14 protein-coding genes are annotated in these 15386 nt (G+C 34.9%); 3 read left to right on the top strand and 11 right to left on the bottom strand.

Annotated elements, in window-relative coordinates; translation table 11 throughout:
* Window positions 1-46: 46 nt before the first annotated feature.
* The 10 genes from resC to ACUN0F_RS26205 form a co-directional block, all read right to left on the bottom strand.
* Window positions 47-1204, bottom strand: coding sequence for a cytochrome c biogenesis protein ResC (gene resC / locus ACUN0F_RS26160; RefSeq protein ID WP_264462443.1), 1158 nt, complete (start codon window positions 1202-1204; stop codon window positions 47-49).
* A gap of 14 nt (window positions 1205-1218) precedes the next feature.
* On the bottom strand, window positions 1219-2844 hold the full coding sequence (gene resB, locus ACUN0F_RS26165) for a cytochrome c biogenesis protein ResB (RefSeq protein WP_445540419.1): 1626 nt from the start codon (window positions 2842-2844) through the stop codon (window positions 1219-1221).
* A 121-nt stretch (window positions 2845-2965) separates the two neighbouring features.
* On the bottom strand, window positions 2966-3487 hold the full coding sequence (gene resA, locus ACUN0F_RS26170; RefSeq protein ID WP_000742211.1) for a thiol-disulfide oxidoreductase ResA: 522 nt from the start codon (window positions 3485-3487) through the stop codon (window positions 2966-2968).
* A gap of 94 nt (window positions 3488-3581) precedes the next feature.
* Window positions 3582-4310, bottom strand: coding sequence for a 23S rRNA pseudouridine(2605) synthase RluB (gene rluB, locus ACUN0F_RS26175; protein ID WP_000440552.1), 729 nt, complete (start codon window positions 4308-4310; stop codon window positions 3582-3584).
* 292 nt (window positions 4311-4602) lie between these two features.
* Window positions 4603-5133, bottom strand: coding sequence for a spore maturation protein SpmB (spmB, locus tag ACUN0F_RS26180; RefSeq protein WP_000029511.1), 531 nt, complete (start codon window positions 5131-5133; stop codon window positions 4603-4605).
* Window positions 5130-5726, bottom strand: a complete 597-nt coding sequence (spmA, locus tag ACUN0F_RS26185; protein ID WP_000247806.1) for a spore maturation protein SpmA — start codon at window positions 5724-5726, stop codon at window positions 5130-5132. The genes spmB and spmA overlap by 4 nt, the downstream gene beginning before the upstream one ends.
* Window positions 5719-6843 (bottom strand): D-alanyl-D-alanine carboxypeptidase DacB, encoded by a 1125-nt coding sequence (gene dacB / locus ACUN0F_RS26190; RefSeq protein WP_445540420.1) that lies wholly within the window; start codon window positions 6841-6843, stop codon window positions 5719-5721. The genes spmA and dacB overlap by 8 nt, the downstream gene beginning before the upstream one ends.
* A gap of 111 nt (window positions 6844-6954) precedes the next feature.
* Complete coding sequence (locus ACUN0F_RS26195; RefSeq protein WP_264462441.1) at window positions 6955-7869, bottom strand: superoxide dismutase; 915 nt, start codon at window positions 7867-7869, stop codon at window positions 6955-6957.
* A gap of 105 nt (window positions 7870-7974) precedes the next feature.
* On the bottom strand, window positions 7975-8466 hold the full coding sequence (locus ACUN0F_RS26200) for a YpuI family protein (protein ID WP_000067570.1): 492 nt from the start codon (window positions 8464-8466) through the stop codon (window positions 7975-7977).
* Window positions 8467-8488: 22 nt separating this feature from the next.
* Window positions 8489-8878, bottom strand: coding sequence for a hypothetical protein (locus ACUN0F_RS26205; protein WP_000583790.1), 390 nt, complete (start codon window positions 8876-8878; stop codon window positions 8489-8491).
* A gap of 186 nt (window positions 8879-9064) precedes the next feature.
* Between ACUN0F_RS26205 and mprF the strand changes: the two genes are divergently transcribed.
* The gene (gene mprF / locus ACUN0F_RS26210; RefSeq protein ID WP_445540421.1) at window positions 9065-11653 is read left to right on the top strand and encodes a bifunctional lysylphosphatidylglycerol flippase/synthetase MprF; all 2589 of its coding nucleotides are present in this window, start codon (window positions 9065-9067) and stop codon (window positions 11651-11653) included.
* A 4-nt stretch (window positions 11654-11657) separates the two neighbouring features.
* Here mprF and ACUN0F_RS26215 read toward each other — a convergent pair whose 3' ends face one another.
* Window positions 11658-12446 carry a hypothetical protein gene (locus tag ACUN0F_RS26215; RefSeq protein WP_046955234.1) on the bottom strand — a complete coding sequence of 263 codons (789 nt, stop codon included), beginning with the start codon at window positions 12444-12446 and terminating at the stop codon, window positions 11658-11660.
* A 175-nt stretch (window positions 12447-12621) separates the two neighbouring features.
* Here ACUN0F_RS26215 and deoD point away from each other — a divergent pair, with 175 nt between their 5' ends.
* Both deoD and ACUN0F_RS26225 read left to right on the top strand, forming a co-directional pair.
* Window positions 12622-13329 carry a purine-nucleoside phosphorylase gene (gene deoD, locus ACUN0F_RS26220; RefSeq protein WP_000110707.1) on the top strand — a complete coding sequence of 236 codons (708 nt, stop codon included), beginning with the start codon at window positions 12622-12624 and terminating at the stop codon, window positions 13327-13329.
* 156 nt (window positions 13330-13485) lie between these two features.
* Complete coding sequence (locus ACUN0F_RS26225; RefSeq protein ID WP_264462439.1) at window positions 13486-15297, top strand: sensor histidine kinase; 1812 nt, start codon at window positions 13486-13488, stop codon at window positions 15295-15297.
* Window positions 15298-15386: the final 89 nt, after the last annotated feature.

The raw sequence follows: 15386 nt of genomic DNA on the forward strand, positions 1-15386 counted from the left end.
CAAAAATAAAATAGGAAAGTGACATTCACTCTCCTATTTTATTTCTCTATGCGTATGAATGTAAACCCGCGATAATTAAGTTTACTACAATAAAGTTAAACATAATGATTGCAAAACCAATTACCGCTAACCACGCTGACTTCTCTCCGTGCCACCCTTTTGATAAGCGTAAATGTAATACCGCCGCATAAAAGAGCCAAGTAATAAGCGCCCAAACCTCTTTTGGATCCCAACCCCAAAAACGTGTCCACGCTATTTGAGCCCAAATCATGGCAAAAATTAATGCACCTAATGTGAAAACCGGGAATCCAATTGCAATAGAACGATATCCCATTTCATCCAGTAAATCACTATTTGTATTCTTTACTAACGGCTGAAGTGCTGCCGATACTCGTTTGCGTAAAACAAGTCTTAATACAATATAAAGTAATGTCCCAACTAACACAGACCAAATTACTGTATTTAATTTTTTCGCATTTACAATCGCCGGAACTTCAACTGTCGGCTCTAATTTATTTTCTGTCAATAACTTTCCTTCGTGCGGTCCCACTAAAGCCGGAAGATTGTACTTCATTTCCACTTGTTGTTCATTTTTATCAACCCATTGAAACTTCGCTTCATATTTCATACTAGAAAATACCGTTGTCACTCCAATAAACCCAACTGTACAAACAAGTGTGAACACTACCGTTTCTAACCAAAATGTACGTTTGCTTCTCGTTGATTGATCTACATTCTTCAATAAATACATAACGCCCGTAATAAAACTAATTGCTAAAATTGCTTGTCCTGCTGCTGCAGTCGTCACGTGAATATGCAACCAATTACTTTTTAAAGAAGGAATAAGCGGAGATATTTCCCTCGGAAACATACTTGCATAAGCAATTAATAAAAGCGCAACCGGTAATGCAAATAGTCCGATTATACTTACGCGGTACATAAAGTACATGACAATAAATGCTCCGACAAGCATCATGCCGAAAAACGTACCAAATTCAAAAAAGTTACTAACTGGCGCATGACCTGATGCGATCCACCTTGTTACAAAATAAACTGTTTGTGCAATAAACCCTAAAATTGTAATCGTTATTCCTACATTTGCCCATTTATGACCCTTTTCTTTAATTGCTCCCCCAAAAAATAGAGTGGCAATTAAATATAAAATAAATGCGGTAAAGAGAAAGTTACTACTTATTTGCACCATATCGTTTCCCCACCTTAACTAATTTTTTTATCGACTACTTTATCATTTGGTTGCGGAATTGCTGTACCTTCTAGTACTCTTTCAATATCTTTCTTTAAACCGAACCAGTTTTTATTCGTATGTCCTGCAATCCACCATTCATCATTAACGCGTTGTATCCAAATACGGCGATGATTCCAATACATTCCTTGAATGACACCAACCATAAATATAAATCCTCCAATACCGAGAATCCAAAGCGTTAAATCTTTCCTTACAGTAAGTGCTGTTGCATTTTGCATTTCCACGCCTGCAAACGACATTTTATATTTATTATTTCCATCAGGTTCTATATTTTGCTGAATACCAACAAAACTCACTTCACCATCTGGTGTTTCAGGCGTAAACATTTTAAATACAAATGCAGGGTTGTTTGGTAATTTTGTTTTTGTATTTGGTCTTCCATTCTCATCAAAATAAAAATCAGGGAAATAGCTTAATAGTTCTAAAGAATAACCATTTCCTAAATCATATTTTTCTGCAGGGTTTGTTAAATCAACTTTAATCGGTCCCCACTTTTGATTATTTTCTTTATTTTGCAAACGGAAGGACATACTTTTAAATTCATTTTCTCTATAACTCAATTGATAAACAGCAAATTGATCAAATTTCAGCGGTTCATTTACTCGAATTTCAACTTCTTTTACTTTTTCCAATTTTGGTTTTTGTCCAGCTATCTTTTCACCTACCGCTTTATATAATACGGCATTCGTTTGGAAGTTTTTCGCAATCATTTTATCACCTACACGGTCAATTGCTTCATCAAAAACTTCCTTGTCCTTACTTTTATCATAAACTTCCTTTATAAACTTCTCATTTTTTAAGTAGTATTGCCCATCCGTTCCTGGTATTTCTTTCGTTTCACCATCACGTAACCAAAGGGCTTCGTCTACGTACATACTCGGTAAAAAACGGAGCATTGCACCGAATAAAAAGATAATGAGACCGATATGATTCACATATGGACCCCAGCGTGAAAACCGTCCCTTTTCAGCTAAAATGTTACCGTCTTCCACTTTCACATTATAGTTCGTTTTCTTTAAATTTATTTGGACTCTTTCCAAATCACCATCTTGCGGTGTACCAGTGCCGTATAATCTTTGTCTCTTTAAAAAGCTAGGGTGTCTTTTCACCCCTTGCTTCTTTAAAGCTTTATAAAGTGGAATGACACGGTCTAAGCTACATATCACAAGTGAAATACCAATTGAAGCAATTAAAATCATATACCACCATGAACCGTATAAATTATTAAATCCTAATTGATAGTATAATTGCCCTAAAAATCCGTATTCTTGCTTATAATATTCAGCTGGTGCAATTCCTGGAGTTATGTACATTTCTTGTGGAAAAATAGTTCCTATCGCTGATGCAGCTAAAGTGATTACAATGAGCCATACACCCACTTTTACAGAAGAGAAAAAGCTCCAAATTTTATCGACTATCGTTTTTGTTTGCGTGAGAGATCTCCGAGCACTCCCCTCATAGCGCATATCCAATAGTTTTATATTTTCATTGCTTTCAAATGGTTTCCCACATGCTTCACAAAAAACAGTTCCTATCGGATTAACGTGTCCACATTCACACTTAATTTCTTTCAACACTCTCACCGCCCCTATATCTATATGTACTATTGTATATTCTACCCTCGAGTTACCGCAATACTCAGAATTTTTAAATCGAAGACGCTATAGGTAAGCGCCTCGTATGTAAAGGCTTTCTTTATTACGGAGTAATTTTCTTTAAATACTCTTCCAATTGTTCTATCGTTTGTTCACCTTTAATCTCTTGAATCACCTTACCATCCTTATCAATCAAGAAGCTTGTTGGTAACGGTATTACTCCATACGTTTTTATAATTTCTCCACCTTTATCAATTGCGACTGGGAACTTAAGATCGTATTGTTTCACAAAATTCTTAACAGCAATATCCGTTTCATCTGCATCTAACGCAATAATTTCAACGCCTTTTTCTTTATACTTTGGATATAATTCGTTCATATAAGGCATTTCTTTTTCACACGGTTTACACCAAGTGCCCCAAAAGTTTAAAAATACACCTTTTCCCTTTAAATCTTTTAATTCAATTTTCTTTCCTTCTAAATCTGTTACAACAAAATTAGGTGCTTCTTTTCCGATTTGCATTTTCTCTTCTTTAGTGAAATATCCTTGATAAAGTGTAAATCCTACAGCACCGCATAAAATGAGTAGAATCATAACGCGAAATAATAAGCGATTTTTTTTCATATTGTCTCCCCTCTCTTCGACGAGTGATAAATATATGTATTTTTTAATAAATCACCAGCGGAGCATTCCACTGGTGAAAGTTTCACACTATCGATTAGCGCGGCTTTGTAGAAGCCAATGCACGTAATTGTTTCACCTCATGTGGTGACAATTCTCTCGCATCACCAGGGCGCAAGCTACCCACTTCTAAAAAGGCGTAGCGTTCACGCTTTAGTTTCACTACTTTACAATCTAGCGCTTCAAACATGCGGCGTACTTGACGATTACGTCCTTCATGAATCGTTAATTGTACAATCGCAGTCTCTTTACGCTTGTCCCAAGAAATAATTTTCACTTGTGCTGGTGCTGTTTTCCCATCTTCTAATGCAACACCTCGTTCTAACATGCGAATTTTCTCACCTGTTAATGGCCCTTTAATTTTTGCAACATACGTTTTTTCAACTTTATATCTTGGATGCATTAATACATTTGCAAATTCCCCATCATTTGTCATCAATAATACGCCAGACGTATCATAATCTAAGCGTCCGATTGGGAATAAACGTTGTCTAATTTCAGGGAAAAAGTCTGTTACAACACTTCTTCCTTTATCATCTGATACACTTGAAATTACGCCAGTTGGTTTATATAGTAAAAAATAAACAGGTTCTTCTTTTTCAAGAGGGATGTTATTTACTTCTACTTTATCTTGAGGAGTTACTTTCGTTCCTAACTCCTTCACTATTTTTCCATTCACTTTTACTTTTCCTTGCTGAATTAATTCCTCAGCCTTTCTTCTCGATGCAATACCTGCTTGCGCAATCACTTTTTGTAATCGTTCCATTTCTTTTTTTCACCTCGAATTTATCTTACCTTACATTAGAAAGACTTGGCAACCGCATACGCTTGACGGCTATTCGCTTCATCTTACTTAAACAACATAGCGATGATAATAAACATATAAAGGGCAAATCATGTTTTTACCTTTTATTATTGTCCATATTCTTCATATTGCTCACAATAAAAGTTCATCATTTTGTCAAAAATACCGCATAAAAAAACCACTATTAAGCAACACCTTAATAGTGGTCGTATACGTATTATAAGCGAAATAGCATAAAAAATGAATAGCCGCCTTACTTAAACATTAAAGAAACAAACACAATTGAACAAATAATCCCGATTAAATCGGCAAAAAGTCCTACTTTTAATGCATCTCCCATTTTTCTAATTCCAACAGCTCCGAAGTATACTGTTAAAATATAAAAAGTCGTATCTGTACTCCCTTGCATCGTAGAAGCCAATCTTCCAATAAACGAGTCTGGCCCATATGTGGCAATTAAATCGGTCGTAATACTTAAACCAGCAGAGCCTGAAATAGGGCGTATAAGTGCTAGTGGAACAATTTCTGCTGGGACATGAATTAAATCTAACATCGGCTTCATTACTGATATCATTGCATCTAACGCTCCAGACGCCCGAAAAATCGAAATAGATACAAGCATTCCAACCATAAACGGTAAAATAGAGATCGCAATTTGAATCCCTTCTTTTCCCCCCTCAACGAACGATTCATACGTCGGCACTTTCTTTATCGTGCCATATAAAAGGATAAAACCGATTACACAAGGGATTACCCATAATGATATCGTATTGACAATACTCATTTTTTCCGCCCCTTCCTACTCCTTCTTCGGTAAAAATAGCGGTCAATCCAAATCGCTCCGATCATAGAGAGTACTTGTGCAATGAATGTTACCCCAACAATTTCAGTAGGATTCGCTGATTCATACGTCATTCGAATCGAAATGACAGTAGTAGGAATTAAAGTAATCGCTGATGTATTTAATGCGAGAAACGTCACCATAGAACGGCTCGCCGAATCCTTCCCTCCATTTAACTCTTTCAATTGTTCCATCGCTTTAATACCAAGAGGGGTTGCTGCATTACCTAACCCAAAAAAGTTTGCCATCATATTCGATAAAATAAATCCCATTGACGGATGATCTTTCGGTATTTCTGGAAACAACCTTTTTACTATCGGCATAAAAAGTGACACTAACTTTTTTAACAACCCTGCTTCCTCTGCAATTTTCATTAAACCGAGCCAAAATACTAATACACTAATAAGTCCTATACAAATTGTTACTGCATCTTTTGCTCCGTCAAATACGGCTTTATTTATTGCTTCCATCGTTCCATTTATCATGGCATATACAATCCCTATGACTGCCATCGCTACCCATACGAGATTAACCATCGCTCCCAACACCTATCATATGAGAAAAAATTTCTTTCACATTATTCCAATACATTCCCGTTGTAGCTACTAACTTTCGTTTACTATAAAATAAATTCCGTTCTCCAACTTTCTCATTGCCAACATAAATTTCCGTCTTCCCAACCTTTACTCCATCTTTAAGTTTTGCACTTTTATCAAGTTCAACTTTTAATACGACATTCTTTCTTTCCTGCTCAGTTAATGGCACCGCAAAACTATTTTTTGTATATACATGATTGGCATATTTCTTTTCAGTTATTTCAGCAAGAGCTCCTTGTCCTACAACGTTCGTTTGCTTGAAACGTTCAAAACCTTTATCAAATAAATTCATATGATCATCCCAATCGCTAGAAGCGCTCAAAGTTACGACAATTAGATCTAGTCCATCTTTTGATGCTGTTGTAACAAGTGTCCGTCCTGCTTTCTTCGTAAAACCCGTTTTTCCTCCTGTCGCAAATTCATAATAAGATGTCACGAGTTTATGTTTGTTTTTCCACGGATAATCCCACGAATTTGATTTATACGTTTTTGTCCCAAAAATCTTCTTAAAGGTTTCGTTCCCCATTGCATACTTTGTTAAAAGTGCCATATCATAGGCTGATGAATAATGGGATCCATCTCCATCCAAACCATGTGGGTTTGAAAAGTGAGTATCTTTCATTCCAATTTGTTTCGCCTTTTCATTCATTAAATATACGAACCCTTCTATACTTCCTCCTACATTTTCAGCAATTACTTGTGCTGCATCATTACCAGATCTAAGCATGAGTCCGTATACTAAATCCTCTAACTTCACTTTCTGTCCAGGCTTTAAATAAATTGCTGATCCTTCTACTCTCACCGCTTCATTACTAACCGATACCATTTCTTTCATTTTTCCTGATTCAGCAGCTAACAGGGCTGTCATAATTTTTGTTATACTAGCAATTTTTTGTGGCTCATGTTCTGCTTTTCCGTATAATACACGACCGGACTGTTGCTCCATTAATACAGCATTTCGAGCACTGACATTACTGTTCATCTTTGCATATGTAGGAATTGGTATAACGCTTGCGTACATAATAAGAAGCGTGATTATTACACAAATTCGTCTCATATTTCCCCCCACGTCCTTTTGGCACTTTTTGTACAAGTGTATGCTTGGCCTTTTAAAATATGAACGAAATCTCTTTCTCCTTCTAATAAAAAAGACGCAGAGAACCTGCGTCTAATACGGTGTCCATTCAATTTGTTTCGCACTTTCAAATCTTTTTTCTACATCAGGCCAATTTACAACATTCCACCAGTTTTTAATATATTCATCTTTTCGATTTTGGTATTGTAAATAATACGCATGTTCCCACACGTCTAGCACGAGGAGCGGTATCGTATCCCATTGTGTAAATAATTGATGAAGTGTACTCTGCAAAATTTCTAATCTTCCAGATCGTGGTACCCAAACGAGAAGCGCCCAGCCTGATCCTTCCACTTTAGAAGCTGCTTCTGTGAAATGTTTTTGAAAACGTAAAAAACTCCCAAAATCTTGTTCAATCTGTTGTGAAAGAGCCCCTCTTGGACTTCCGCCACCATCTTTTTTCATGTTATTCCAAAATATCGTGTGTAAGTAATGACCTGATCCATGAAAAGCCGCTTCTCTTTCCCAATGCTTAATTAAATCAAATTGATTTGTTTTTCTCGCTTCTTCCATCATTTTCTCTGCCTTATTTAATCCTTCCACGTAACTGCGATGATGTTTATCATGGTGTAACATCATAATTTCTCTAGAAATATACGGTTCTAACGCATTATACGGATAAGGTAATGGTGGAAGTGTATGCCCTCCAATTGGAACAGCTCGTTCACTATCCACTCTTTCATATAGTTCATATTCCTCTTCTCCTTGCACGAATACTTCCTGCAAATGATGCTGAATATGTTCTACATCATCACTTATTTCATACATAAACTCTGCATCTGTATCATACTCATGCTCTTTCATACGATCTAATAACGTTTGAATTTTATAGGCAAGCATATGGACATCATACACTTCCATTGCACGGCTATCTAATACGTGAAGAACACTTTCACACCAGCTTTCTACTTCATGAAAGTAATCTGTAAATACACCTTGCTGACTCATGTTACACCTCCTTAATGCTATCCCCATAAATATATTCAAAGGAAATCCCTTATATAACTTTACAAAAGGAAAAGAAGCTAAGTCCCCTTAGCTTCTTTTTCGCAATTAATATTTGTGTAACATCTTTGTTTGGTAATCCGTCTCATAATATTCTAGTTCTTCACGCATCAATTGAAATTTTCCTTCTAAACTCTTCATCACTTGCTCTATAGATGCTGGTGGCGTTTGTTGAAAAACGATGGAGTTTTTCCCTGTATAGGCAGACCGACTATTTTCATACCAATGATCACTCTTTGGTGAGAAAAACTCTGCAATTACTTGATGATAAATTTTATATAAAATTTTCTCAGCTGCTGTTTTTCGAAATGGCTGGCTATTTAACAAAACAAAACATGCATCATGTCCTTCTTCACAAAAAACGAGAAGACGTCTTATTGATGCTAATAACCCTTTATAATATTGCTCGTTCCCTGCTGGTTTTTCTTCTAATAAAGAAGGCAACGTATGATAATTTACATAATTGGTTATCAAAGTAATAACGTCTTCTAAAAACATAGAAACTTGTTCTGTTTGATTTTCAACCATTAGATTAGACATTTTTTCCCTCTCCTTTGCCATTTCACGCTATTTCTACTCTTTTATTTTTATGTAATTCAGCTAATATTTCTTGTACTTTCACCAATGTTTCCTCATCAAAATATTGTTGGAATGCTTCTATATTATTTAAATATAAACGTTTTTGCATGCGATGCTCATTCTCTTTCAGTAAACAACATATCGCTACAATATCCCGTAAATATATGTCTTGTTCTTCTACTTTACATACTGGATTTCCTTCAAAAGGAGTAATTTCTTGTAAAACTTCTTCAAAATATCGAACGTATAAAACGGAAAAAGTTCTCTCTTTATTATTTAATATATATGTCACTTCAGATCTATTAAAGAAATCTTCTGATGTATTAGGTTTCGCTTTCTCTAACTCATATCCCGCATAACCTATTATAATCATCTACTTCCCCTCTCTTCCTTCTTTCAATTCATTTTAACTTAACTTTCTGATAAACGAAATACTCTTTTAAATATAACCCATATAAAAAATAGCTTCCCTATACAGGAATTTACCTTTTTATTTTTCTTGAAGTTTGTCATAATAATATTATTGTCTCAGTTTTCTTATACAAGGAGAGTTGTATTTATGTCGTTTTCATGGAAACGTTTCTTACAAATCGGGAAAATTATCTTCCCATTTGTTGTATTAACAATTGTATTCTTTCAAGCAAAAAAAGAATTAGCAGGCATTTCTTTTTTAGAAGCAATCAATACAATTAAAAACATTCCAACCGGAGGAGTATTTTTAGCAATTACACTTGGTGCATTTGCCGTATCAACAATGTTCTTTTATGACTATGTTATGCTTCGTTATTTAAAAGCTGATATACCAGTCCAAAAGATTTTTCGTATCTCATGGATTGCTAATACTTTAAATGGATTTATTGGGTTTGGTGGTCTCGTTGGAGCTGGTGTACGCACAATGCTTTATCGTCCATACATAAAAGAAAATGGCAAACTTATTAAAAGTATCGCCTGGATGACAACTGCTTTTATTAACGGACTCGCAATTCTTTCTTTCCTCGGTCTTATTGGAATATTAGACACAAGTTTTATTTTGCATGAAAAACCGTGGCTATGGCCTGTTCTTATTTTCTTCGCCCTTTTCGTCCCTATATACATTGGCTTTTCTAAACTAAAAAATAGAAAACCAAAGCAAACCGAAGGGCAAGAGGAAGGGGAAGAAGAAGAAAAAAATCCAACTGTTTTATACTCATTAGTTTCATTAGTTGAGTGGGTATCTGCCGGTATTGTTATGTACGTCATACTAATATTATTTGGTATCGATATCGAATTTCAAAAGTTTTTAGGTGTGTATGTAATTGCTGCTTTAGCTGGTGTTGTTAGTCTTGTTCCTGGTGGACTTGGTTCATTTGATCTTGTCTTTTTAACTGGGCTCGGACAATACGGCATTGATACAGGCGTATTACTACCTGCTATGTTATTATATCGCCTCGTCTATTACATTTTACCTTTCTGCCTTGGTCTTATTTTTGCAGCTTTTGAAATGACAGGCGTGGCCATTAAAAAGTTTGAAGATAAACCTTTTATTGCGCCTGCATTAGAAACAACTGGTGTTATATGGACTTTGCAGCGTGATTTTCTAGGAAAACTAGGTTCATGGGCCTCTGCTGCTTTAACAGTATTTGCTGGATTAATGGTTATTTTATCAACCATTCTACCGACAAGTATAAACAGAGCACACGCCTTACATATTCTAGCTCCAAAACATCTTATTCAATTTTCTTTTAGCTTATCACTAACATTTGGTATTCTCCTCCTGATCCTTTCGCGAGGGATATATTATGGAACAAAGCGTTCTTACTATATGACGATTATTTCTTTAATCGGAGCAGCCATCTTTAATACGCTAAAAGGGATTGATATTGAAGAGACGTTTATTTTATTAATCGTACTCGCTGTATTATATATGCTTCGTAAAAGATTTGTACGCGAGAAAATGGAAGTCTCACTTTCTGATATCGTAAAAGTTTTTATATTCTTACTCATAACTTTATATTTATATAAAAACTTAGGTATTTTATTTGCAGGTGCAAAAGAAGCTTTTAAACCTGATTTTGTCGTTCGTAATATTACGCAAGTGAAACGAAGTGCATTAGCAGCTGCCTTTTTCGTTCCTACATTTTTACTGATTGGCTCACTCATTGCCAATCGTTATCGAAATGAATTTCCTGGGCAACCAGCTAATGATAAAAGGTTGCAAAACTTTTTAGATGAACATGATGGTAATGTACTTAGTCATTTAGGATTTTTAGGAGATAAGCAATTTTTCTTCAGTAGTGATGGGAAAGCGCTCCTTCTCTTCTCTATAACTGGAAAACGTCTCGTTGTGCTAGGTGATCCAATTGGGGATCCTTCCTCCTACCGTACTGTGTTACAAGAGTTTTTAGCTGAAGCTGATCGATTTGGATACATTTGTGTATTCTACCAAATAGAAAGTAAATGGATGAGTTTATATCATGATTTTGGTTACAACTTCTTTAAACTTGGTGAAGAAGCTGTCGTTGATTTGAACACATTTACAATAACAGGAAAAAAACGAGCCGGTATGCGAGCGACTTTCAACCGTTTCGAACGAGAAGGCTATACATTCTCTATTCATCAGCCACCATTCTCAAACGAATTATTTGAAGAGTTAAGAAAAGTTTCAGATGCGTGGCTCGGCGGAAAAAAAGAGAAAGGTTTTTCACTCGGATACTTTGATCGTGAATATATTAGCCGAGCACCTATCGCTACATTATGTGATGCTGATGGAAAAATCATTGCATTTACAACCTTTATGCCCGTATATCAAGACGGATCATTGTCTGTTGATTTAATGCGCTATTATCCAGATGCACCTAGCGGCATTATGGATGCAATTTTCATCCACCTATTCCAGTGGGCAAAAGAAAATGAATACCACTCCTTTAATATTGGTATGGCACCACTTTCAAATGTAGGTTTATCGACACAATCTTTTTGGTCCGAACGAGTTGCTGCTGCCATCTTTAATAATGTTCGTTATACGTATAGCTTCAGCGGGCTACGTCATTTTAAAGAAAAATATAAACCAGCATGGAGCGGTAAATATTTAGCATTTAGAAAGAATCATTCTTTACCAATTACAATGCTCTCTGTAACAAAATTAATAGGAAAAAGAAAAAACAGCTAAACATTTAGCTGTTTTTTCTTTTTTGAACTTGTACAATAAATTCTTTTTCATATTTCTTACCATTTATATAGAAATCTCCCCATATTTTATACGTTCCTTCTATAGGAAATGTAATACGGTATTGTAATTGCTCATCTGTATCAACAGGTATTGCGTATAAAAAGTTTTCTCTCGTTTCGTCCACGATATAGAGCGCTTCCACTTCTCCTCTCTCTGAATGTAATTTCAATTTCTCTCCCTTTTTCGCTTGGAATTGAAATGTTAACGTCGCTGGTTCATTCGGATGCAATGCACCAAATAATAGAGAAACTTCATACTCCCCTATTTTTTTTGTAAGCACACTATCAATTGGAAATTTTACTTTTTCCTTATTTTTCTCCTCTATTTCTCTCCCAAAATCATTCTTCGCAAATGATTTCACAGACTTGTTTTTGTCTTCATATAAAAATATTGTATATCTTTCATCTTTCGCTATTTTGGAAGATACCTTATATGATCCATTCCCTGCAAATGTAGGTTTCATTTGTTGTACATGTTTTAATTGTCCGTCTACAATAACTGCCCGAATTTGATCATTCACACCACGAACTTCGTTATTTTTATTATTTAGCAATTGAAACAAAATATCTACTTTCTCATTTCCTTTTCCATTTGACACATCCCATTTTACTTCCTGAACATCACCTACAGTCTCTGTAGTTTCCTGATACTTTTTTATGTAAAATCCGCCTACTACAATAAATAGCAAAGCAACAAGTCCAATGACAAGATTTTTCAAAACATCACCTACCATTTTTATTGTCTCTGTTCATACAAAACTTCTTACATATATATTCTAGATTATGATTTATGAAATCCTCCTACTTTGCACATATTACAAATAATTAAAAGATTTTAATTGAAAGGATTGATAGTGTATAATGCAAATGATATTGATTTCTATCAATACATTATAAGGAGGACTTTTCATGAGTGTACATATTGAAGCAAAACAAGGCGAAATTGCTGAATCTATTCTATTACCTGGTGATCCATTACGTGCAAAATATATTGCTGAAACATTTCTAGAGGACGTTACTTGCTATAATAACGTGCGTGGTATGTTAGGTTTCACTGGAACTTATAAAGGAAAACGCGTATCTGTTCAAGGTACAGGTATGGGTGTACCTTCTATTTCTATTTATGTAAACGAATTAATCCAAAGCTACGGAGTTAAAAATTTAATTCGCGTTGGAACTTGTGGTGCGATTCAAAAAGACGTAAAAGTACGTGACGTTATTATTGCAATGACAGCTTGTACAGATTCTAATATGAACCGTTTAACATTCCCAGGTTTTGATTTTGCACCAGCTGCAAACTTTGACCTTTTAAAGAAAGCTTACGATGCTGGAACTGAAAAAGGCTTACACGTTCGTGTTGGTAATGTTTTAACAGCAGATGTATTTTACCGTGAAAGCATGGACATGGTTAAAAAACTTGGAGATTATGGTGTACTAGCAGTAGAAATGGAAACAACTGCTCTTTACACATTAGCAGCGAAATACGGTGTAAACGCGTTATCTGTATTAACAGTAAGCGATCACATTTTCACTGGTGAAGAAACAACATCTGAAGAGCGTCAAACTACATTTAACGAAATGATTGAAATCGCTTTAGATGCAGCAATTCAACAATAATACATTAAAGAACTCGTCATACGTCTGTCGAGTTCTTTTTATGTGACTTTTTACTAAAAACTACTTTCGGAAGAGACAGATTTTCTCCTCTACTTTTTTGTAACGTTTGTTATAATAAAGAAATCATTTACAGTATTTCTCACAAGAGGTGACGCAGTGAAAAACAGAAGTATCGTCTTTAAACTATTTTTATTAACATCAACATTATTTACAATCATATTCCTCCTTTTTTTCTTAGGACAATCGCTATTTTTAGAGAAATTTTACATTAATAAAAAAGTAAAAACAGTTCAAACTGCTTTTGAGAAGTTCGTAAATACTTACGAAGAAAGTGGTAAAACTTATGAGGAAATTCGAAAACTAAAACAAGAATTTCATGATAAAACAAATGCTGAAATGCAGTTTTTAAATACGAACGGCATTATTAAAAGTGACAATAATTTCTACATTGATGTAATTAATCCTAAAAATAATAAAGCATATTCCATTCCACTCAATAATGTTTTAACGCCAGAAGAATATAATAAATTCGAAAACTTAGGATTGAAAAAAGATGGGATGATAAACGTCGTCGGTTTTGTACAAGATTCCACCATAACACCACTAGAATTGACAACAAACTATAATCGATGGCAAAACGAAAATGTCAACTCAGATTTTCAATCCATTAATGGAAACCCTGCTAAAAATAGACTTACAAGCCGATCCAAAACTGTGTCTCAAATTGAGTTTACTGGTATCGTATCTAAGTTACAGCTTCCATCCAAAGCAGATGTTCGTCTTGCAAATGATTTTGAAACATTACAAGCCGTTCAATATTTTGCAGAGATTATTAGAAATGGCACTGCTAATTCACACCAATTAAACACTTATATAATAGATGGTGGAGAGAATATAAAAAATAGTATCTTTGTAAAACCTATTGTGGAAAATGGAAAAATTACAGAATACGCTTTTGCGATAGCATCTTTACAACCTGTTAATGAAGCGATGCTCGTTTTAAAGGATTATTATGTCTATGCCTTAATCATCGTATTTCTCGTAATTATTTTATTATCCTTCTACTACTCAAAAATCATTGTGAAACCATTAATTAAAATGAATCGCGTTACAAAAAAAATGGCCAATTTTGATTTTAGTGAAAAATTACCTGTGACAGCAGACGATGAAATTGGCGGGCTTTCCGGTAGTATTAATACGTTATCTGTAAACTTAAAAGACCGAATCGATCGATTAAATGTTGCCAATACAAAATTACAACAAGATATTGAACGTGAACGTCAATTAGAGAAAACGCGAAAAGAATTCATTTCTGGTGTATCACACGAATTAAAAACACCACTTAGTGTAATTAGAAGTTTCGCAGAAGGAATTAAAGATGGCGTTAGTAAAGATACGACGTATTACACAGATGTTATTTTAGAAGAAACAGAAAACATGAACAGACTTATTGTTGAAATGTTAGAATTAGCAAAACTAGAATCTGGTACGTACAAACTAGATATGACGACATTCTCAATCGGTGAATTAATTCAACAAGTCTATACAAAGTTATTATTTAGCATGGAGGAAAAGCATTTACAAGTGAACGTAGATGTAGACTCTTCTATATTCGTTAACGCGAATCGTAGTCGTATTGAGCAAGTCGTTGTGAACTTACTTAGCAATGCAATTCGCTATACGCCAGATGGAGAAAAAATACACGTCTCCGTTATAGAACTGGAAGATATAGTAAAAGTCGAAATCGAAAACACAGGAAACCCTATCCCTGAAGAAAGTCTTGAAAAAATTTGGGATCGTTTCTACCGTTTAGATGCATCTCGTAGCCGTCATACTGGAGGTACCGGTCTCGGGTTATCAATTGTAAAAAACATTTTAGACCTCCACCATGCCGAGTACGGTGTATATAACACGACTAATAGTGTTGTATTCTACTTTAATTTACAAAAAGTAAAAGAAGTCAAATAATTTGTCTTAATTTCACTAGGAGTTCACATGAAATTCACACTCTCCCTTTATAGTAGGAAACAAGTTAATCCTTTCCTTTACACACATAA

This window comes from Bacillus sp. 1A (genome assembly GCF_052682215.1).